Genomic DNA, 20,875 nt, shown 5'->3' with positions numbered 1-20,875 from the left:
CCAAAGCGACTGATAAAATAAAGCACAACCACACCCGCGCTTCTATTGGCGGGAATACATCACAACAAAACCAGTTACATCCCTTGATAAATTGGCCCTTCTCCCCCTTGTGGTGCTGTCCAACAGATATTTTGCGTTGGGTCTTTGATATCGCACGCCTTACAATGCAAACAGTTTTGCGCATTGATTTGTAACTTTGGTTGTTCTTTTTCACTCACTATTTCATAGACCCCCGCGGGGCAATAACGGGTCTCTGGTGCCGCATATCGAGGTAAATTAACGCTAATAGGTATTTGACTATCCTGTAATTTTAAGTGGCACGGCTGTTCTTCTTCATGATTAGTGTTTGATAGAAATACCGACGAAGGCTTATCAAAAGTCAAAATGCCATCCGGTTTGGGGTATTCAATCGGTTGAAAGTTTTTAGCCTCTTGCAAACTTTCATGGTCTGCTTGCTTTAGCTTTAACGTCCACGGTGTACGCCCCTTTAAAAGCAGCTGTTCTGCACCAAATAATAACGACCCTAAGTACAAACCTTTTTTCATATAGGGTTTGAAATTACGAGTTTGGTATAACTCACGATAGAGCCAACTCTGTGCAAATTTTTGACGATATTGTGTTTTAAATTCCGCATAATCGATAGATTGATCGCGCATTGATTCGAACAGGGCTTCTGCCGCAAGTGCACCGCTTTTCACTGCACAGTGACTACCTTTGATCCGAGCCGCATTCAAAAAGCCTGCATCATCACCAATCAATGCTCCTCCAGGAAAGCTCAGTTCTGGTAATGCGGAAAGTCCTCCAGCAACCAAGGTTCTAGCCCCATAACTCACTCGTTCGCCACCTTGTAAAAAAGAACTAAACGCTGGGTGAGTTTTGAGACGTTGGAATTCATCAAACGGTGATAAATAAGGATTTTCGTAGTTCAGCCCTACCACTAAGCCAACAGCAACCAGATTTTCACCATAATGATAAGCGAAGCCGCCACCATAAGTATTATTATCTAAAGGCCAACCAATTGAATGAACGACCAAACCGGCTTGATGCTGCTCTTTAGGTATTTGCCAAATTTCCTTTAATCCAAGACCATAGGTTTGCTTTCCACGGCCAGCTGATAAGTCAAAATGTTCAATAAGTTGCTTCCCTAATTGCCCACGGCACCCTTCTGCAAAAAACGTCATTTTTGCTAATAAATTCATGCCCGGTTGATACATTGAGGTCGGATTACCTGATTTATCAAGCCCCATATCCCCCGTCGTCACCCCTATCACTGAGCCTGACTCGCTGTATATAACTTCTGTTGCCGCAAAGCCCGCAAATACGTCGACCCCGAGCTGTTCGGCTTGTGATGCTAAGGCGGAACATACCCGCCCTAGACTACCAATTACATTTCCTTCATTTTTTAAACTGGTTGGTAACAGAGCAAGTGGTAACCGGTTCGCTTTATGCTCTTTTAGGAGCAAAAAGCGATCTTCAGTGACTGCCGTTAAGTCACTGGAGACAAAGTGCTGCCAGTCGGGTAGTAGCTCATCAAGGGCACGGGGGTCGATCACAGCTCCCGATAGAATATGCGCTCCAATTTCAGCACCTTTATCGATCAGACAGACAGATAATTCACTGTTTTTTTCTAAGGCAAGTTGCTTTAAGCGGATTGCCGCAGATAGTCCCGCAGGTCCACCACCGACAATCAGGACATCAAATTCCATCGATTCGCGCTCTGGAGCCTCATTGATATTGACACTATTGTCGATAGTCATATTTCCCCCTAATTAGGCTAATGCTTTATCTAATTCAGGTAAGATCTCAAACAGATCACCAACAATGCCGTAGTCCGCAACTTGGAAAATAGGAGCTTCTGGATCTTGATTGATTGCGACGATCACCTTGCTCTCTTTCATGCCAGCAATATGTTGGATCGCCCCAGAAATTCCAACGGCAATATAGAGATCGGGGGCAACAATCTTACCTGTTTGTCCAACCTGATAATCATTCGGCACATAACCTGCATCAACAGCAGCCCTTGATGCCCCAACCGCAGCCCCTAATTTGTCGGCAATGGTTTCAAGTAAAGCAAAGTTTTCACCAGAACTTAGCCCTCTTCCCCCCGATATCACCACTTTTGCCGAACTCAGCTCAGCACGGCTCATTTGGGTTAAAGATTGGCTTTTCAGTTGAGATAATGGGTTAAAACTGTTTGCACAATAATCTTCGATGGCAGCCGCCGGCTGAGTTTCCGTCGTAGCAGAAAAAGCAGAACTACGGATTGTTAACACCACTTGGTTCCCATTATTTTGTACTGTGGCTAATGCGTTGCCCGCATAAATAGGACGCACAAAGGTTTGTGCATCAATAACGTCAGTAATATCGGAAATCTGTGCAACACCTAGCGTTGCCGCTACACGTGGAGCAACATTTTTACCGTAAGTGGTCGCGGGAAAAACTAAATGACTGTAATGTTTAGCTATCGAAACCACTGAGTCAGTCACAGTTTCTGCGAGTTGATGAGTAAGCTCTACATGGTCGATAAGGATCACTTTTTCGACCCCTGCAATGCTAGCCGCCTGCTCTGCAACCCTAGCGCATTGGCTACCAGCAACGAGTAGATGCAATTGCCCTTGGCCTGCAAGGATCTGTTTAGCCGCTGTCACGCTATGGTATGTTGACGATTTAATAGTTTGGTTGTCATGTTCTACCACAACTAATACTGATAATTGGCTCATGGCGCTCTCCCCGATTAGATAACTTCTTTAGCTTGCAGTTCACTGACTAATGCTTTGACATCATTAAATAATGTGCATTGTCCTGTACGTTTTTTCGGCTCCGTAACCATCAATGTTTTTACTTGCCCTAATGGCGTAAAATCCAGCGCTGAAATATCGCGAACTTCAAGCGGTTTTTTCTTTGCTTTCATGATATTAGGGAGGGTTGCATAGCGAGGTTCATTTAAACGTAAATCGGTTGTCACTACCGCTGGTAACGCTAATGTTAATGTTTCTAATCCACCATCAATTTCACGAGTGACTTGCAGTGATGTACCATCAATTTCAATCAAGGAAGCAAACGTCGCTTGCCCACACTTAAGAAGTGCAGCCAACATTTGCCCTGTTTGGTTGCAGTCATTATCAATAGCCTGTTTACCAAGCAAAATTAAGTCCGGCTGCTCTGAAACCACCACCTGCTGCAATAAGCGAGCAATATCCAGTGGCTCTAACACTAAATCACTCGGTTTCTGAACCAAAATGGCTCTGTCGGCACCCATCGCCATCGCGCTACGCAACGTTTCCTGTGAGTGAGCATCACCGATTGATACAACAACCACTTCATCCGCTTTTCCAGCTTCTTTTAGGCGCACCGCTTCTTCAACGGCAATTTCATCAAACGGGTTGATTGCCATTTTGACATTCGTTAATTCGACGCCTGAACCATCCGCTTTTACTCGTACTTTGATGTTGTGGTCAATAACTCTTTTAACAGCCACTAAAATTTTCATAATTACTCCTAATTACTCTCTGCCAGAAAGTGTTTTTCAGGCTGAGGGGAGCCTTAGCAGTGAATATTCACTGCTATCATCCCCTCTTATTTTTGTTTTAACGTGATTTGTTAATTAGCTGATTTGCTGTCCAGTATTTCATTTGACGACGGCAGTATTAGCCTATCTGCAACGGACATTGGCCATATTTTAATCGCAGCATAGTAGATAATACTGGTGGCAACGAGGCCCACAATCCATGAGATATCAACGCCTCCCAGCTTCTCTACTAATGGTCCGGTGTAAAAACCTGTCGCAATGAAAGGCAATTGAATCATAACGCCAATCACATAAGTGATGATGCCAACTTTATTCCAGCGCCCATAACGACCATTCGGGTTCGATAGCTGAGGCACGTCATAACGACCTTTCGTTACCCAGTAGTAGTCAACAAGGTTGATTGCGCTCCATGGGGTAAAAAATGCCAGTAAGAACAGTAGGAAAGCTGAAAATAGTTTTAGGAATGAATGTTGCCCAGCTAAGCCCAGAGCCGTTGAGAAGCTGACCATCAATATGATGAAAAACAGCCTTTGCCTGCGAGAAATTTGCTGCTTGCCACGGAAACCACAGAAGATGGCTGCCATCGACATAAAGCTACCGTACGCGTTTAGTGCAGTGATCGTCACCTTACCAAAGAAAATGCTGATATAGAGCAGCGCGGCAATAAGCCCTGTGCTACCCAGACCAACAATATAAGCCACTTCATGACCTGCGAATGCGTTACCGGCTAAAGCAGCAGCGAAGACGCCTAGGATCATAGATGCTTGAGTGCCAATCACCGTTCCCGAACCTACTGCTAAGAACGCTTTGATTGTCGGCGTTTTGGTAGGTAGATAACGAGAGTAATCGGCAACATAAGGGCCAAATGCAATTTGCCATGATGCTGAGAGTGACATTGCAAGTAAGAAATTGGTCCACGTGAAATGACGGTTTTCTAATAAGACCGAAACGTCATTCATATAAAACAAGCGGAAAAATAGATAAAAGAATGCAACTACACCGATCACACTGGCCGCTTTACCTAGCATATGGATGATACGATAGCCACAGATCGTAATCGCGATGATCACAGCACCGAAGATCAAGATACCGACCCAATCACTAACATTGAGCAATTGCCCAACGGCCTGCCCCGCTAATACTGTGCCACTCGCTGAAAAGCCAACATACATCATGCACACTAGAAGGATCGGGATCACCGCGCCATAGACACCAAACTGAACACGGCTTGAGATCATCTGTGGTAACCCTAGCTTTGGCCCTTGAACAGCATGCAGTGCCATCACTGCACCACCAAGTAGTTGCCCGATAAACAAACCAATTAATGACCAAAATACATCGCCACCTAACACGACAGCGAGTGCCCCAGTCACGATAGCGGTAATCTGTAAGTTTGCCCCAAACCAGAGAGTAAATTGACTTGATAATGTGCCATGCCGTTCTGATTCAGGGATATAGTCAATAGAGCGTGCTTCGATTAAAGGAACATTATCCTGCCGATGTTTTTTATCTGCGATTATGTCGTTTGAAACTGTCATGGTAACTCCTCTTTAAGCAAGGCTTGGCTTAAAGAATGGACCAATTTGTCGCAATGGTTGTCGTAGGATACAGCCATGAGACGTTAAGACGGATGTTATTGTTGTTTTATAAACTACCCGCCATTAAAAATTGAAATACATTCTTAAACCCGGTTGTTGTTGTGTTTTTAATTCCATGATCCTGTTATCAGGTCGTTCATCCTATTGCAGTTTTTACTCATTACGAGTGGACCCTGTCTGCCCACTCGCATTTCCCTATCTCACATTAAACAGCATCTAAAACCGCACGTGAGATAATGATTTTTTGGATTTCTGAAGTACCTTCAAAAATACGTAAAATTCTTGCATCACGTACATAGCGTTCTAAAGGTAGATCCCGAATATAGCCATAACCACCATGAAGCTGTAATGCTGCATCGGTAACAAAACCAGCACACTCCGCGGCAAATAATTTTGCTGTTGCCGATTGCAAGCTAAAACGTTCGCCTGAATCTCGACACTCCGCAGCACGCCATGTCAACATACGCGCGGCTTCTAATTGAGTATGCATATCTGCAAGTCGCCATTGTGTTCCTTGGTAAGCCGCTAATGGCTTTTTACCGATTTGGCGCTCTTTCACCCAATTTAAGGCACATTCCATGGCAGCACGAGCAATACCTAATGAAGTCGCCGCAACTTCCACGCGACCTTTATCCAACACTTCCATTGCGGTATGGAAACCTTTATTTTCTTCACCTAATAGCGCCGACTCAGGCAGCCAACAATTCAGAGCTAGTTCATAGATTGTGCTCCCTCGTAGCCCCATCGTTTTCTCAGGTGAAGAAAACTCGACGCCTTCAGTGCCCTTTGGGATCATAAATGCACTAATGCCACGAGCGCCGGCTTCTGGATTCGTTTTGGCGTATAACACGATAAAATCAGCTTCTTTGGCATTGGTAATGTAGTGTTTATTGCCACGAATTCGCCAACCACCATTTTCACGGGTCGCGATAGTACGCATGTCAGCAGGGTTTGATCCCGCCGCTGGCTCTGTTAGGCCAAACGCCCCTAGCATTTCACCGCTTGCCGCTTTCGGTAACCAATACTGTTTTTGCTCCTCCGTTCCCCCAATCAAAATTGAGTCTGTTGCGAGAAAGTGTGCCGTTAAAGCCGATGATGTTGATGCACAAGCCGCTGCCACTGCTTCCACGATCATACTCATTGCTATACTGCCAATGCCAAAACCGCCGTATTGTTCCGGTAAGTTGATCCCCCAGCAGCCCATTTCACCCAGTGCTGCTAGGCTTTCTGCACAAAAGGTTTCTGTTTCATCGTAACGCTGCGCATTTGCTTGCAGAATATCCCGGCAAACCTTTTCAACAGCATCTACAATTGCTTGTTCTGTTTCATCAATTTGAAAGCTCATTGTATTGTCTCCGCATTTTTTATTGTGAGATTTGCCGATTTATAAACAGCATTCGCTTCACCTAAGCTAGGTGCCCTTTGCGTCACATGAGGTTTGTACCCATTAAAGAAAACAGGTTGAGACACTAATGGTGTTCCCCCATCATCAAGATGAGTAAGAACAGCACGTACCTTTGCATGTTCGCTCTGAGTTGCCTGCTGCAAATCATGGATTGGCGAAGCAGGAACCCCAGCGTTTAGCAGCAAATCACAAACTTCTTCGACCGTTTTTTGTGATGTCCAACGTTCGATTTCTTTTCGAAGTTCAGCCTGATAAAGCGTTCTTGTAGGATCGTCTTTATAACGAGGGTCATTGCGTAATTCAGGTTTCCCCATACACTCACAAAAACGCTGAAATAACTTTTCACTGGCGATAGCAATAACCACTAAACCATCCTGTGCCTGATAAGTATCAAACGGTGTGGATACAGGGTGTCGATTACCCACTAAGCTGGGTGCTGTACCATTTGCAAATAGGTTAGATAACCCTGTTAGTTGCATACTTAGCAACACATCAACCATAGCAACATCAATATATTGTGCTTTTTCTTGGTGAGCTTCCCGTGCAAATAGTGCACTACTGATCGCCCAAGCAGCGAATATGCCAGCGCAAACATCACCTATCGATTCTCCACTACGGGTTGGGCCTGTTTGCGGAAAGCCTGTCACACTCATTAACCCTGACATCGCTTGTGCCACAATGTCATAAGCGGGGTAATTAGCCAGTGGGCTATCTTGACCAAATCCGGAAATACTGGCGTAAATCAATTTTGGGTTGTGCTGTTTTAGGCTGTCAAAATCAATGCCTAACCTCGCGGTTACCCCCGGTCGAAAATTCTCAACGACGACATCACTCTCTTTGACTAACTGATAAAGGATTTCGCGGTCAGTCTCTGATTTTAGATCTAACTCAATACTGCGTTTGCCTCGATTAATCAGCCCGTAATAAACGCTCTCACCATCAATAAATGGCCCCAAATGGCGGCTATCATCACCATGATCAGGCACCTCAATTTTGATCACCTCAGCCCCTAAATCGGCCATCATGCCTGTGCAATAAGGACCGGCAAGTACGCGACTTAGATCAATAACTTTGATCCCTGATAATGGCCCTACTCTTTTTGGCTTTGACATCGTATTCATACTGATCCCCTTCTAAATAAGGCCGCCCCTAATCTGAGGCAGGCCAAAGGTGCTACTTGACCATCGGCAAATTCAGACCTTGCTGTTTTGCACAATGTATTGCGATGTCATAACCCGCATCAGCATGGCGCATCACCCCTGTTGCTGGGTCATTATGTAAAACTCGTGCTAGACGTTTATCCGCGGCATCAGTGCCATCACAGACAATCACGACACCCGCGTGTTGTGAAAAGCCCATTCCGACACCACCACCGTGATGTAAACTCACCCATGTCGCTCCTCCCGCGGTGTTCAATAGCGCATTGAGTAAAGGCCAATCAGAGACTGCATCAGAGCCATCTTTCATCGACTCGGTTTCACGATGTGGGCTTGCTACAGAGCCTGAATCTAAGTGATCACGACCGATCACAATAGGCCCTTTTAACTCGCCATTTTTCACCATTTCATTAAATGCTCGACCCAATCTTTCACGATCTTTTAAGCCAACCCAACAAATACGAGCAGGCAGCCCTTGGAATGCGATGCGTTCACGGGCCATATCCAGCCAGTTATGCAAGTGTTTATCGTCTGGGATCAGCTCTTTTACTTTTTGATCTGTTTTATAGATATCCTCTGGATCACCCGATAATGCCACCCAACGGAATGGGCCAATTCCTTCACAAAATAGAGGGCGAATATAGGCAGGAACGAAGCCAGGGAAATTAAAGGCATTACTCACACCTTCATCTTTCGCCATTTGACGAATGTTATTACCATAGTCAAAGGCTGCTGAGCCACGTTTTTGCATAGTCAGCATAGCGTCAACCTGTACTGCCATACTCTTCTTCGCAGCTTTAGTCACTTCATCGGCAGCAGTCTGTTGTTTTTCACGCCATTGCGCCAATGTCCAACCTTGAGGTAAGTAGCCATGAACGGGGTCGTGCGCGCTCGTTTGGTCAGTTACTGAGTCTGGGGTAATGTTACGTTTTACCAATTCGCTGTAAACATCGGCAGCATTACCTAATAAGCCAACTGAAACTGGCTTACCGCTCTGTTTCGCTTCCTCAATATAGTGCAGCGCTTCATCTAATGAAGTGGCCTTTTTATCGACATAACGTGTTCTTAAACGAAAATCAATGCGGCTTTCATCACATTCAACAGCAATCATACTGAAGCCGGCCATGGTCGCAGCAAGAGGTTGTGCGCCCCCCATTCCACCGAGTCCTCCCGTTAGGATCCAACGTCCGGCTGGATCACCATTAAAATGTTGCTTAGCTAAAGATACAAAAGTCTCATAGGTCCCTTGTACGATGCCTTGTGAACCAATATAGATCCAAGAGCCAGCCGTCATTTGGCCATACATCATTAGGCCTTTTTTATCTAGCTCATTGAAATGTTCCCAATTCGCCCAATGAGGGACGATATTTGAGTTAGCAATTAATACGCGGGGGGCATCAGGGTGAGTCGGGAAAACACCAACAGGCTTGCCTGATTGCACTAATAACGTTTGATCATCTTCAAGCGTTTTCAATACTTCTAAAATCTTGTCATAACATTCCCAATCACGAGCAGCACGTCCAATTCCGCCATACACCACTAGACTTTGCGGATGCTCAGCAACATCCGGATCTAAGTTATTTTGGATCATGCGATACACGGCTTCTGTCAGCCAGCTTTTGCAAGTTTTTTCGCTGCCACGTGGGGAGCGGATAACGCGTGTAGAGTCAGTACGGTTTAGCATCGGTGTATCCCCTATTTATCCTTTTTATGTAACTTTTTTGTAACAATCAATGATATTTCTCATTAGTCATTATTTTTTCACTGATAGATTTATTGATTTCAAACCTACTTCAACTTATTGATATTCAATCAGTTGAAGTTATCTCAGCACTAATTTTCTATCATTTTTATCAAATCATTTATCTTGTTGTCTTTAAATATATATACATTTAATTCACAAAGTATATACATTTAAATTTGAATTTTTGCACAAAGATTAGATAGCTAGGGAGGTGATGAGCTATACAATGAGTGATAGCTTGCTGTTTATTCGAAGGAAGATGTATAGACAACTAATTTAATATGCAGAAACAAGTAAATAGCTGAAATGCGAGACGCTTCACATAAACTAGTCATGAAAAGCCCACTATGAGCGATAGGATGCTCGATTATTGCAATCTTTCGCATCAAACCTATTGTAAGTTATCGCAAATAAATTTTATTGGTGATAACTTATGAAGATTAAAAATCCATTTTATAGCCTTACTTCTTGGCTCAATAACGATCACACTCATGAATCAAAAATAGCCAAAGTAAAAAATAATGATCACTCTTTTCCTGTTAAAACTTCAAAAATAAACCAAGCTGAAAATACACATTGGCAACCTAAAATCACGGATGAAGAGTCTGCCATTGATTTTATTAATCAATATTTTCACCTACCAGAGAATATAGCAAATAAACCCGATACAAAGTTAAGTTTAAAGTCATTATCATTAGATAACCAAAAAGTTACTATTGAATTTAACAAAGAGATCTCCTCTTATTTCAATGAGGAAAATCAAGGTAAAACAGATATTCTGATGACACAAAATGAATTGATTGCTGCATTAAACTATCAGATAAGGCGGTGGGGTAAAGGAGATGAAATTATAGAGGATGAAAATTCAAAAATAACAATAAAATCAGAAGATAAGATTTCATGCCTTGAGCAGATATCCCGTGATATAGGTGCAATGAAGATTATTTTCAAATCAGAGAATGGCTCGTTAATTGTATTAGATTCAATAAATGACATTTATTATGCTTTTAAAAAATTACCACCTGAGCACATTAGTCATCTATGTAACATTGCGAACCAAAAGCATATTTTAAACGCTTATATCGATATATATAACACAAATCAAAACCGTGATAAAATCAATATCTCTCAAAGAGAGAATAAAGGAACAGTCCAAATCGAAATAACGGAAAATGGATATTTAATAACATCCCATTGCCGTTATCAACTTGAACAAATTGAGCCTCAACGATTAATTTCCGGGTCTATTATTGAGATAAAGAGAGCAACTTGTTTCAACGTGAATAAAGATCATACGTTAAAATTTGATAATCTAGATAAGCTCACCATAAAGATTGAGCTCGAAACCAATCCGGCATTAATAAAAATATCTTAAACTATTAAGCCCCTTCAGTATCCAATAGAGGATATGAAGGGGATTGTTTAGCCGCCTAAGTAGGCACTACGTACTGCTTCATTAGCGAGTAACGCTTTACCACTATCTTCCAATACAATACGCCCATTCTCAAGAACATAGCCGCGATCAGCCAGTTTTAATGCCTGATTGGCATTTTGCTCCACAAGGAAAATAGTCATTCCCGCTTCGCGCAGTTGCAAAATGGTATCAAAGATTTGCATGATAATGATTGGCGCTAGACCTAATGATGGTTCATCAAGTAGCAACAACTCAGGTTGACTCATCAGTGCACGACCAATCGCTAACATTTGCTGCTCACCACCAGACATGGTGCCAGAGCGTTGACTACGGCGCTCATGCAAACGCGGGAACAGCGTATAAACGCGCTCTATGCGCTCTTGATATTGTTGGCGATTAGCAAAAAAGCCCCCCATCGCTAAATTCTCTTCGACGGTCATTCGTGAAAAAACGCGGCGACCTTCGGGTACTAATGCAATATCTTCACGCATAATTTTCGCGGTCGGCAACTGAGTAATATCGACATCACGGTAGAGAATTTGCCCTTCTGAGGCTCGCGGGTCACCGCATAATGTGCTCAGTAGCGTCGTTTTACCCGCACCATTAGCACCGATTAATGTGACGATCTCCCCTTTTTGAATATTCAGGCTCACTTGATGTAATGCTTGAATTTTTCCGTAATGGGCAGAAACTTGTTTAAATTCTAACATCAATAAGCCTCCCCCAAGTAAGCTTTGATCACATCAGGGTGCTGACGAATTTGGTCAGGTGTTCCATTCGCCAAAGGCGTGCCTTGGTTCACCACATAAATGCGATCTGAAATTCCCATCACTAGCTTCATATCATGTTCAATCAATAAGATAGATACTTGGTGATGAGAGCGTAACTCAGCAATTAACTCATCAAGGTCATCAGTTTCTTTCGGGTTTAGGCCGGCCGCGGGTTCATCTAACATAAGAATTTCAGGCCGTGTCACCATACAGCGAGCTATCTCTAACCGACGCTGTTGACCATACGCTAAGTTACCAGCTTGACGGTTAGCAAATTGCAATAAATCGACCCTTTCAAGCCACTTTACTGCATTGTCGATCGCTTCTGATTCCGCTCGTCGAAAGGCTGGCGTTTTCAGTAACCCGGAGAAAATACCACTTTTCAAATGTTGATGTTGAGCAACTAACAGATTCTCAATCACGGTCATTTCTTTGAATAAGCGTACATGCTGAAAAGTTCGGATCACCCCAAGCCGAGCGATCGCCTGACCCGATAAGCCTTCCAAATGCTTTTCTCGGTATAGAATTGAGCCGCCAGTTGGCTTATAAAACCCGGTTAAGCAGTTAAAAATTGTCGTTTTTCCTGCACCATTTGGCCCAATCAAGGAAACGATTTCACCTTGATTTAAGCTCAGCTCAACGTTATTTACCGCTAATAGCCCACCAAAACGCATGGTTAGACCGTTGACTTGTAATAGAGGAGTCATACTTTTTCCCCCTCACTGGCGACTTGCTCGCTATTTTTTAGCTTCATTTGGCGACGTTTCATTGGTAATAGCCCTTGTGGACGCCAAATCATCATCAGCACCATCAATGCCCCTAATAGCAACATACTGTAAGCATTCAAATCACGCATCATTTCTCTTGAGACAACCAGTATAATCGCCGCTAATATCACCGATGTTTGTGAGCCCATCCCTCCGAGCACGACAATGGCTAGTACAAAAGCAGACTCAACGAAAGTGAATGATTCAGGGCTGATAAAGCCTTGGCGAGCCGCGAAAAGCGTTCCCGCAAACCCAGCAAAGGCAGCACTGATCGTGAAGGCGGTTAACTTGATCTTTGTCGGTGATAAACCTAAAGAGCGACAGGCGATTTCATCTTCCCGTAATGCTTCCCAAGCCCGTCCTAAAGGCATACGTAATAATCGATTGATCACAAACAGCGTTAATAGCACCAGCAGCAGAGCCACAAAATAGAGGAAAATAATCCTATCGCCTGCGTTGTAATCAAGGCCAAAGAAATTATGGAAAGTATCCCAACCCTCTTTTGCTGTGCGGCTAAACTCTAAACCAAACAACGTTGGCTTAGGCAACTGGCTAATCCCGTTTGGTCCTCCCGTGATTTCCGTGTTATTGAGCAATAAAATACGCACAATCTCACCGAAACCTAAGGTGACAATCGCCAAATAATCGCCTCTTAGCCGCAATACAGGGAACCCCAATAAAAACCCAGCTAAGGCCGCTGTTAACCCAGCAATAGGTAGGCTTTCCCAGAAGCCAAACCCGTAATAATGGTTTAATAATGCAAAAGTATAAGCACCTATTGCATAAAACCCTGCATACCCCAAAACCAGTAAGCCTGATAGCCCGACAACCACATTTAAACCAAGGCCTAACATCACATAAATTAAGGTTAATGTCGCAATATCGACGCTACCTCGAGAAACAACAAAAGGCCAAATAATTGCAGCAATAACAATAACTAATGCAAGGATCTTTTGCCTCGCTGTCGAGCCATCAAAATCAGGTATAGACCACGATTGTTTCGGAACACCTTGCCACACTCTCACCAATGAAGGGCGTATTAGCTGAAAAATAAAGATCACTGCAATCCCTGCAAAAATCCAATTCCAGCGTACCGAATCACCACTTGAAACAACCAGTTTCGTGCCATCAAGTGTCAATTGCAGACCCATCATAAAGACAGAGAGAATAAAGAACATCACAGACGCGACGATGGCATTAATCCAATTTTCTTTTCTCATACTTTCTCGACCTCCGGGCGCCCCAGAATGCCGGTTGGCATGATCAGCAATACACCAATTAATAAACCAAATGACACAACGTCTTTATATTCCGTGCTTAAATAAGCCGATGTCATTGCTTCCGCAACACCGAGAATGATGCCTCCTAGCATAGCGCCAGGAATACTACCAATTCCCCCCAGTACGGCTGCGGTAAAGGCTTTCATTCCAGCCATAAAACCAATATAAGGGTTTATGACCCCATAAAACTGCCCAAGTAGTACTCCCGCTACCGCTGCCATTGTGGCACCAATCACGAAAGTTAATGAAATCACTCGGTCTGTGTTAATGCCTAATAAACTTGCCATTTTTAAATCTTCAGCACAGGCACGACACGCCCTTCCCATACGGGAATAGCGGATAAATAGGGTCAATGCCAACATAGCAAGTAAGGTAACCACCCAAATGGTCAGCTGCATTTTTGTAATGCTCGCTTCAAAGCCATCGCTTTCGCCTAATACCCACTGACCTGTGATCAAACTCGGTAATGCCAGATCACGTGATCCCTGTGACAAGCTGACATAGTTTTGTAGGAAAATTGACATTCCAATTGCAGAGATAAGTGCAATCAACCTTTTTGAATGGCGAACAGGCCGGTATGCAACGCGTTCAATACTCCAACCATAGGAGCTTGAAACAACAATCGCAGCCACGAATGCCGCAGCAATAAGGATCCAACCAACATCAATACCTAGCATCATTAGCCCAGCGATGACAATGAAGGAGACATAGCTACCAATCATGTAAACTTCACCATGAGCAAAGTTGATCATACCAATAATGCCATAAACCATTGTGTAGCCAATCGCTATCAATGCATAGGTACTGCCCAAGGTTAAGCCATTGAGGAGTTGTTGGATAAAATAAAGAATTTGATCTGACATAGGACTATCCTTTAATACTACCATCCCTAAACAGGGCAGAAGCCGGAAGTTGGTAAGCCAACTCCCGGTTCAGCGCCTGAATAGTGAAATTACTTCACTGCAGTGGATGTACCATCCGCATGCCATTCAAATACGCCAAATTCAAAACCTTTCAGGTCTCCATTAGGCTGCCAAGTCAATGACCCCATCACTGTGTCGACTGGATTTGCTTTTAGATCCTTAACCAAATCTTCTGGCTCTCGGCTCCCTGTACGCTCCATTGCTGTCGTCAAGCCTTGAATTGCCGCATACGTAGTCCAAACGAACGGACCGGTTGGATCTTCTTTTTTCGCTTTAATCGCATCCACAATAGGTTTGTTAGTTGGGACTTGGTCATAGCGTTTAGGCAATGTTACTAACATCCCCTCTGAAGCTTCCCCAGCAATATTTGAAAGTGATGAGTTACCTACTCCTTCTGGCCCCATAAAGCGAATATTCAAACCCGATTGCTTCGCTTGACGTAAAATTTGCCCCATTTCTGGGTAGTAGCCACCAAAATAGACAAAATCCACATTCTCTTTTTTCAGTTTGGCTACCAGTGCAGAAAAGTCCTTATCGCCCGCGGTGATCCCTTCAAACATCACTTCTTTAACACCCGCTTTGTTTAGATTTTCACGGACAGAGCGCGCCAAACCTTCACCGTACTGCTGTTTGTCATGAACAACAGCGATACGTTTTGGTTTGATCTCATCGACAATATATTTCGCTGCGGTAGGGCCTTGGTCTGAATCTAGACCTGTTGTACGCATGATCATTTGATAACCACGCGTGGTTAGATCAGCATTGGTTGCAGCCGGCGTGATCATGATAATCCCTTCATCCTCATAAATATCGGATGCAGGTTGTGTTGAAGAAGAGCAGAGATGACCAATAACATAACGAATCCCATCATTGATCACTTTGTTAGCAACAGCGACAGCTTGTTTTGGGTCACAAGCATCATCATATTCAACTGCAACTAAAGTATCGCCGTTGATCCCACCTTTTGCATTAATATCAGCGACTGCTTGGCGAGCACCAGTGAACTCCATGTCGCCATATTGGGCAACAGGGCCAGACATAGCACCAACAACTGCGATCTTCACCTCTTTAGCCCATATCGGCTGGCTAAACACCATCGCAATCGATCCTGCCAGTAACATTTTATTCATTTTTTTCATTCTGTCGTCCCCATCTTCTGTGGTTCTGCATGTTTGTGTTTGATTTATAGTCAATTATTATGATTGGCATTATCGAATGCCTAATATTTAAAAACATAGCCAATAAGGCTATATATTTCATGACATTAAACAAGATAAATATGCTAAATAGCAAATGTATATGGTAGGTAATTACATAATCAGCAGAATAAAAATCTAATGTTATTACGTGGGTTTTTGGTAAATGCCAGTGTTATATTCTAGTTAAATTTAAATTAATCCGAGCTAAACTCGGAAGATCAACCAAGACAAAATCTTCATCTCTAAAATCAAAAAATCGGTTACAGATCACTCTGTCGATGAGTATGAATGAAAAATAAGCAAAGGGCATACTCTAAATAATGCGAGTTGCAGCTTGGTAGCCATTAAGCATATCCTTAATGACAAACATGGCTATGTGATTACATACAGCAGCAATAATCAATGAGTTACAGCTTGGTGTCTCACTAATATAGATAGAAAAATTATGAAATTAACAATCATTCCTTTGGTCAATCCTACTGAGCAACAATATCTTGACCTGTACAAAATCTGGCCTGACCAGACGCCAGAGCAACTTGCTCATCAATGCCAATCAGAGCAAAAAATCTATGCGGCACGCTTTAATGATCGCCTATTAGCCGCAGCCAAAATTCATCGAGAACAACACAACGGTACTATCTACGATTTTTTAGTGCGCGAGGTCACTCGTCGCCGTGGCGTAGGGCTCTATTTACTCGACGAAATATGCCGACAAGAGCCTCAAATAACTCATTGGTATTTCAGCTTAGAGGGGGTTTTAGATGCGGATAAAATCGTGATGGAGCAATTTTTATTAGCTTGTCGCTTCACACCAACGCAAGAAAGTCATCGATGGGAAAAACGAGTTTAATACTATGAAATTAAAGCGGATTCACCATGTTGCCATCATTGCCTCCAATTATGCTGCCAGTAAACATTTTTACTGCAAAATTCTTGGATTAACCTTATTAGAAGAGCATTATCGAGCAGAGTCTGATTCATGGAAAGCAGATTTAGCGCTCGGCAACCAATACCAAATTGAATTATTTAGTTTTCCTACGCCACCAGCTAGACCAAGTTACCCTGAAGCTTGTGGTTTGAGGCATTTGGCGTTTAGTGTGGACGATCTTGACGGATGGATTGAATATTTAAAGCAGCATAATGTTGATTGTGAAGCACCACGAATCGATCCCTACACACAAAAAAGGTTTACTTTTTTTGCCGATCCGGATGGACTCCCCTTAGAATTATACAGTGAATGATACTGCGTATTCTGCATTTATTGCCCCGCGCGTGGCGGCGACAATAAATGCAGTAACAGTGAATCAGGAAGGAAATCGATTTTAATAACTCTCTTCTTCGCCTTCTTCCATTGCGGCACGCAATTTTTTCATGGCATTTTTTTCGAGCTGACGGACTCGTTCGGCAGAAACGCCATATTTATCGGCTAATTCCTGTAATGTTGTCTTATTATCATCATCTAGCCAACGAGCACGAATAATATCTTGGCTACGCTCATCTAATGAATCTAATGCGTCGGCTAACCGATCTGTTGCGTGACTTTCCCAATTGTCCTCTTCGATAGAGCCTGCAAAATCAGATGATTTATCTTGTAAGAACAGTACGGGTGCAATAGGTTGCCCTAAATCACCGCTATCATCATCATCAGACATATCAAAAGCCATATCTTGAGCCGCCATGCGTGATTCCATTTCACGTACATCCTTGGTACTCACGCCCAGCTCTTTAGCCACCATATCAACTTCATCTTGATTAAACCAACCGAGACGCTTTTTATTTTTTCTCAAGTTAAAAAATAACTTACGCTGCGATTTTGTTGTCGCGATCTTAACGATACGCCAATTGCGCAACACGTATTCATGAATTTCAGCTTTGATCCAATGGACCGCAAAGGAAACTAGGCGAACACCAATTTCAGGGTTAAACCGACGCACTGCTTTCATCAGGCCGATATTCCCTTCCTGAATTAAATCTGCTTGCGGTAAACCGTAACCTGCGTAGCTACGAGCAACATGTATCACAAAACGTAAGTGCGATAAGATCAGTTGCTTTGCCGCATCCAGATCACCATGGTAATGCAGCCGTTCAGCAAGTTCCTTTTCTTCCTCAGCGGTGAGCATAGGATAAGCATTGGCAGCCCGCATATAAGCTTCAATACTTCCCTGCGGAACAAGTGCTAATGATTGCATGTCTTTGGTCATTCAGATCCTCTTTGAAAAATAAAGAAAAGAGATTAATTTGATGCGATATATAAGATTAGAAAACCGTAGTTTACCAGTTTTACTGAGTTAAATAAATTCTACTTGTGCGATAGCGACAGGTTAATATCAGACAAACCAAGACTTCAAAAGTTCCCAAGCAGTGCCATTTTTATCGGCATAGCGATAAACTATGCCGATAAAAAGGATTATTCAGGCGTAAAATGACGTAAGTGCTGGACTGTCGCTAGCCAAGCTGCCACCCAACCAATCATGGCTGACATAAGGATCACTAATAAAGATTCCTCCCATAGCAAGCCTTCTATATGAAATTGCGTACCAAAAACACTCGCAACTTGTGCTACAACATCGGATAACTTCCACACCAGTAGCGCTGACATAATCAGCGATACTACCGCGCCCAGTGCCCCCATTAACAAGCCACCGTGTAAAAATGGCCGCATAATAAAGCCATCTGTCGCACCGATGAGCTTCATCACATTGATGGTGTCTCGACGCGCAAAAATATTCAAACGCACACTATTACCAATAACAAGGAATAGTGAAATGATCATTAGAATACCAATCACCGAAGCGACTTGCCCGACAAGTTGTGTTAATGCCGCCAGCCGAGAGAACCAGCTATCGTCCATACGAACTTCTTCAATGCCATTAACTTGGCTTACTCGATCACGCAGTGTTGTTAACACTTCAGAACTTTGAAAATCCAATTTTGGCGTAATAATTGCCACAGCAGGTAATGGGTTTTCCTCTAGCATGTCTAAGGCAGTACTAAAACCAGACCAACTACGGAACTCACTCATCGCTTGGTCGCGAGATAAGTAGTTTACGTGCTCTACCCCATCAAGCGCTTGCAACTGAGTTACCACATTTTGCCCACCTTGTTCATCCAGCGATTTATCAAGGTAAACAGTTAATTGTGGTGTTGGATACCATTGAGCAGCTGCTTGGGCCACATTTTTCCAGACAATATAACAAAGGCTTGGTAAGGTCAGAGAAATCGCAATGACCATCACCGTTAAAAAGGTTGCTAACGGCTGTCTTAACATATCCGCCAATGTATTCAACCAAGCATAGCGCCATTGTTCACGCCACCCACCTTTCAATGCCTTACTTTTTGATTGCATAGGGCGTTCAGACTTAGATTTGCGAACGTGTTTAGCCATGTTGACCTCCGATCATTCTCCCTTCACTCAGAGTCAGTACACGGTAATTACGCCTCTCAATCAAAGCAACATCATGGGTTGCCATAAGAACCGTCACTCCAACACGGTTGAATTCTTCAAATAACCGCATGATCCCCTCTGATAGTTCACCATCAAGGTTCCCCGTTGGCTCATCCGCAAGTAACATGGTTGGTTTGTTTACGACAGCACGCGCAATCCCAACTCGCTGCTGCTCACCACCCGACAACTGAATTGGAAAATTTTTCGCTTTATCAAGTAGACCCACTTTGTCCAATGCTGCTGAAACTCGTCTGCGAATATCTTCGGAACTTGCGCCCGAAATGATCAATGGCATTGCAACATTGTCGTACACCGTTCTATCAAATAACAGATGATGATCTTGAAAAATCATCCCAATTTGCCGACGCAAAAAAGGGATCTCCCGATTTTTCAAACGACTGATATCATGGCCATTAAACAATATATGCCCAGCACTCGGGCGCTCAATACCACAAATAAGCTTCAGTAGCGTACTTTTACCAGCTCCTGAGTGACCAGTAAGAAAAGCCATTTCCCCTGGTTGTAGATGAAAATCTACCCCTTGGAGAGCCTGCCGGCCACCTCGATAAGCTTTACTGACGTGTTCAAAGCGAATCATCGAAAATTATTCCTCTCGGGCAAATAGAGCCTCGATAAAGTCATCGGCTTTAAATGGACGTAAGTCTTCAATACCCTCACCAATCCCGATATAACGAATAGGAATACCGAATTGATCAGCAATGGAGAAGATCACACCACCTTTTGCTGTGCCATCGAGTTTAGTCAATGTGATACCTGTCAGACCTACAGCATCATTAAAAAGTTTTGCCTGACTGACAGCATTTTGTCCAGTACTTGCATCTAGTGTTAGCATAATTTCATGTGGCGCTTCTTCATCCAGTTTTTTCATCACTCGGACAATTTTTTTCAATTCTTCCATCAGATGTGCTTTGTTTTGTAAACGCCCAGCAGTATCTGCAATCAGAACATCCACGCCTTTAGCTTTAGCTGATTGGATTGCATCAAAAATGACTGATGCAGGATCGGCGCCAGTATGTTGCGCAACAACAGGGATACGGTTACGTTCCCCCCAAACTTGTAATTGCTCAACAGCCGCCGCGCGGAAAGTATCCCCTGCTGCTAACATGACGGTTTTACCTTCAGATTGATATTGGCGAGCTAATTTACCTATCGTGGTCGTTTTACCAACACCATTGACCCCAACCATAAGAATAACATAGGGTTTCTTGTCTTCAATGACTAGCGGTTTATCCACTCCCGCTAAAATATCAGACATTTCTTCACGCAATTTACTGTATAGCGCCTCTGCATCTTTTAGCTCTTTACGGCTTGCGTGAGCGGTCAGGTTATCAATAATTTTACGTGTTGTATCAACACCCACATCGGCAATCAATAATTGTTCTTCTAATTCATCAAAAAGATCATCATCAATTTTCTTGCCAGTAAATAACCCAAGAAAACCTGAGCCTAAATTTTGACGTGTTTTCAGTAGCCCTTTCTTTAATCGAGCAAAAAAACCTTCCTTTTTAGGTTTTTCTTGCTCTGTTTGTTTCGGCTCTTCTTGCTCACTCAGAACCTCATCGCGTAACGCGACGATATCTTGAGCTTCCAGCTTAGCTTGTTCTTCTGCTTGGTGCTGACGTT

At 43.3% G+C, this 20,875-nt stretch carries 19 protein-coding genes; 3 read left to right on the top strand and 16 right to left on the bottom strand.

Annotated elements, in window-relative coordinates; all coding sequences use genetic code 11:
* Positions 1–74: 74 nt before the first annotated feature.
* From PR709_RS19080 to hutU, 7 genes are all read right to left on the bottom strand, one after another.
* Positions 75–1,757, bottom strand: coding sequence for an electron transfer flavoprotein-ubiquinone oxidoreductase (locus tag PR709_RS19080; RefSeq protein ID WP_004925665.1), 1,683 nt, complete (start codon positions 1,755–1,757; stop codon positions 75–77).
* 12 nt (positions 1,758–1,769) lie between these two features.
* A complete protein-coding gene (locus tag PR709_RS19075) occupies positions 1,770–2,720 on the bottom strand; it encodes an electron transfer flavoprotein subunit alpha/FixB family protein (RefSeq protein WP_004925668.1) in 951 nt (316 codons plus the stop codon).
* A 14-nt stretch (positions 2,721–2,734) separates the two neighbouring features.
* Positions 2,735–3,490 (bottom strand): electron transfer flavoprotein subunit beta/FixA family protein, encoded by a 756-nt coding sequence (locus PR709_RS19070; RefSeq protein WP_004925671.1) that lies wholly within the window; start codon positions 3,488–3,490, stop codon positions 2,735–2,737.
* 110 nt (positions 3,491–3,600) lie between these two features.
* A complete protein-coding gene (locus PR709_RS19065) occupies positions 3,601–5,067 on the bottom strand; it encodes a purine-cytosine permease family protein (protein ID WP_004925674.1) in 1,467 nt (488 codons plus the stop codon).
* 265 nt (positions 5,068–5,332) lie between these two features.
* Entirely contained in the window at positions 5,333–6,472 is a 1,140-nt protein-coding gene (locus PR709_RS19060) for an acyl-CoA dehydrogenase family protein (RefSeq protein WP_004925677.1), read from the bottom strand.
* Positions 6,469–7,653 carry a CaiB/BaiF CoA transferase family protein gene (locus PR709_RS19055; RefSeq protein ID WP_004925680.1) on the bottom strand — a complete coding sequence of 395 codons (1,185 nt, stop codon included), beginning with the start codon at positions 7,651–7,653 and terminating at the stop codon, positions 6,469–6,471. The genes PR709_RS19060 and PR709_RS19055 overlap by 4 nt, the downstream gene beginning before the upstream one ends.
* 52 nt (positions 7,654–7,705) lie before the next feature.
* Positions 7,706–9,373: a urocanate hydratase gene (gene hutU / locus PR709_RS19050; protein ID WP_060560742.1), complete on the bottom strand. Its 1,668-nt coding sequence runs from the start codon at positions 9,371–9,373 to the stop codon at positions 7,706–7,708.
* Positions 9,374–9,866: 493 nt separating this feature from the next.
* On the opposite strand from hutU, the gene PR709_RS19045 reads away from it, so the two are divergent.
* Positions 9,867–10,808 (top strand): hypothetical protein, encoded by a 942-nt coding sequence (locus PR709_RS19045; RefSeq protein ID WP_272571108.1) that lies wholly within the window; start codon positions 9,867–9,869, stop codon positions 10,806–10,808.
* 47 nt (positions 10,809–10,855) lie between these two features.
* Here the strand turns inward: PR709_RS19045 and livF are convergent, their stop codons facing one another.
* From livF to PR709_RS19020, 5 genes are all read right to left on the bottom strand, one after another.
* On the bottom strand, positions 10,856–11,557 hold the full coding sequence (gene livF / locus PR709_RS19040) for a high-affinity branched-chain amino acid ABC transporter ATP-binding protein LivF (protein WP_004925693.1): 702 nt from the start codon (positions 11,555–11,557) through the stop codon (positions 10,856–10,858).
* The gene (gene livG / locus PR709_RS19035) at positions 11,557–12,324 is read right to left on the bottom strand and encodes a high-affinity branched-chain amino acid ABC transporter ATP-binding protein LivG (protein WP_004925696.1); all 768 of its coding nucleotides are present in this window, start codon (positions 12,322–12,324) and stop codon (positions 11,557–11,559) included. The genes livF and livG overlap by 1 nt, the downstream gene beginning before the upstream one ends.
* A complete protein-coding gene (locus PR709_RS19030; protein ID WP_004925698.1) occupies positions 12,321–13,604 on the bottom strand; it encodes a high-affinity branched-chain amino acid ABC transporter permease LivM in 1,284 nt (427 codons plus the stop codon). Before PR709_RS19030 ends, livG begins: the two co-directional genes overlap by 4 nt.
* A complete protein-coding gene (gene livH / locus PR709_RS19025) occupies positions 13,601–14,527 on the bottom strand; it encodes a high-affinity branched-chain amino acid ABC transporter permease LivH (RefSeq protein WP_014657532.1) in 927 nt (308 codons plus the stop codon). Before livH ends, PR709_RS19030 begins: the two co-directional genes overlap by 4 nt.
* Before the next feature lie 89 nt (positions 14,528–14,616).
* On the bottom strand, positions 14,617–15,726 hold the full coding sequence (locus PR709_RS19020) for a branched-chain amino acid ABC transporter substrate-binding protein (protein ID WP_004925706.1): 1,110 nt from the start codon (positions 15,724–15,726) through the stop codon (positions 14,617–14,619).
* A 505-nt stretch (positions 15,727–16,231) separates the two neighbouring features.
* Here PR709_RS19020 and panM point away from each other — a divergent pair.
* Both panM and PR709_RS19010 read left to right on the top strand, forming a co-directional pair.
* Positions 16,232–16,636 carry an aspartate 1-decarboxylase autocleavage activator PanM gene (gene panM, locus PR709_RS19015; protein ID WP_004925710.1) on the top strand — a complete coding sequence of 135 codons (405 nt, stop codon included), beginning with the start codon at positions 16,232–16,234 and terminating at the stop codon, positions 16,634–16,636.
* Between the two features lie 4 nt (positions 16,637–16,640).
* Complete coding sequence (locus PR709_RS19010) at positions 16,641–17,027, top strand: VOC family protein (RefSeq protein ID WP_004925713.1); 387 nt, start codon at positions 16,641–16,643, stop codon at positions 17,025–17,027.
* An 81-nt stretch (positions 17,028–17,108) separates the two neighbouring features.
* Here the strand turns inward: PR709_RS19010 and rpoH are convergent, their stop codons facing one another.
* The 4 genes from rpoH to ftsY form a co-directional block, all read right to left on the bottom strand.
* A complete protein-coding gene (gene rpoH, locus PR709_RS19005) occupies positions 17,109–17,987 on the bottom strand; it encodes an RNA polymerase sigma factor RpoH (RefSeq protein WP_004925718.1) in 879 nt (292 codons plus the stop codon).
* A gap of 206 nt (positions 17,988–18,193) precedes the next feature.
* Entirely contained in the window at positions 18,194–19,171 is a 978-nt protein-coding gene (ftsX, locus tag PR709_RS19000; protein WP_004925722.1) for a permease-like cell division protein FtsX, read from the bottom strand.
* Entirely contained in the window at positions 19,164–19,829 is a 666-nt protein-coding gene (gene ftsE / locus PR709_RS18995; RefSeq protein WP_004925727.1) for a cell division ATP-binding protein FtsE, read from the bottom strand. Before ftsE ends, ftsX begins: the two co-directional genes overlap by 8 nt.
* A 6-nt stretch (positions 19,830–19,835) precedes the next feature.
* Positions 19,836–20,875 (bottom strand): signal recognition particle-docking protein FtsY (ftsY, locus tag PR709_RS18990; RefSeq protein ID WP_206093058.1); only part of this gene is annotated, 1,040 nt, incomplete at its 5' end.

It is taken from the genome of Providencia sp. PROV267, assembly GCF_028477825.1.
GTDB lineage: Bacteria > Pseudomonadota > Gammaproteobacteria > Enterobacterales > Enterobacteriaceae > Providencia > Providencia stuartii.
Note: the sequence above shows the minus strand (reverse complement) of the source record. Positions and strands in the feature narration are given on the sequence as shown.

Bases quoted from the DNA above. Each gene is read 5' to 3' on its own strand.
- PR709_RS19065 (WP_004925674.1), bottom strand. From the start codon at position 5,067: ATGACAGTTTCAAACGACATAATCGCAGATAAAAAACATCGGCAGGAT.
- PR709_RS19055 (WP_004925680.1), bottom strand. From the start codon at position 7,653: ATGAATACGATGTCAAAGCCAAAAAGAGTAGGGCCATTATCAGGGATC.
- PR709_RS19045 (WP_272571108.1), top strand. From the start codon at position 9,867: ATGAAGATTAAAAATCCATTTTATAGCCTTACTTCTTGGCTCAATAAC.
- panM (WP_004925710.1), top strand. From the start codon at position 16,232: ATGAAATTAACAATCATTCCTTTGGTCAATCCTACTGAGCAACAATAT.
- PR709_RS19020 (WP_004925706.1), bottom strand. From the start codon at position 15,726: ATGAAAAAAATGAATAAAATGTTACTGGCAGGATCGATTGCGATGGTG.
- PR709_RS19080 (WP_004925665.1), bottom strand. From the start codon at position 1,757: ATGACTATCGACAATAGTGTCAATATCAATGAGGCTCCAGAGCGCGAA.
- PR709_RS19070 (WP_004925671.1), bottom strand. From the start codon at position 3,490: ATGAAAATTTTAGTGGCTGTTAAAAGAGTTATTGACCACAACATCAAA.
- ftsX (WP_004925722.1), bottom strand. From the start codon at position 19,171: ATGGCTAAACACGTTCGCAAATCTAAGTCTGAACGCCCTATGCAATCA.
- livG (WP_004925696.1), bottom strand. From the start codon at position 12,324: ATGACTCCTCTATTACAAGTCAACGGTCTAACCATGCGTTTTGGTGGG.
- livH (WP_014657532.1), bottom strand. From the start codon at position 14,527: ATGTCAGATCAAATTCTTTATTTTATCCAACAACTCCTCAATGGCTTA.
- PR709_RS19010 (WP_004925713.1), top strand. From the start codon at position 16,641: ATGAAATTAAAGCGGATTCACCATGTTGCCATCATTGCCTCCAATTAT.
- PR709_RS19075 (WP_004925668.1), bottom strand. From the start codon at position 2,720: ATGAGCCAATTATCAGTATTAGTTGTGGTAGAACATGACAACCAAACT.
- livF (WP_004925693.1), bottom strand. From the start codon at position 11,557: ATGTTAGAATTTAAACAAGTTTCTGCCCATTACGGAAAAATTCAAGCA.
- hutU (WP_060560742.1), bottom strand. From the start codon at position 9,373: ATGCTAAACCGTACTGACTCTACACGCGTTATCCGCTCCCCACGTGGC.
- PR709_RS19030 (WP_004925698.1), bottom strand. From the start codon at position 13,604: ATGAGAAAAGAAAATTGGATTAATGCCATCGTCGCGTCTGTGATGTTC.
- ftsE (WP_004925727.1), bottom strand. From the start codon at position 19,829: ATGATTCGCTTTGAACACGTCAGTAAAGCTTATCGAGGTGGCCGGCAG.
- PR709_RS19060 (WP_004925677.1), bottom strand. From the start codon at position 6,472: ATGAGCTTTCAAATTGATGAAACAGAACAAGCAATTGTAGATGCTGTT.
- rpoH (WP_004925718.1), bottom strand. From the start codon at position 17,987: ATGACCAAAGACATGCAATCATTAGCACTTGTTCCGCAGGGAAGTATT.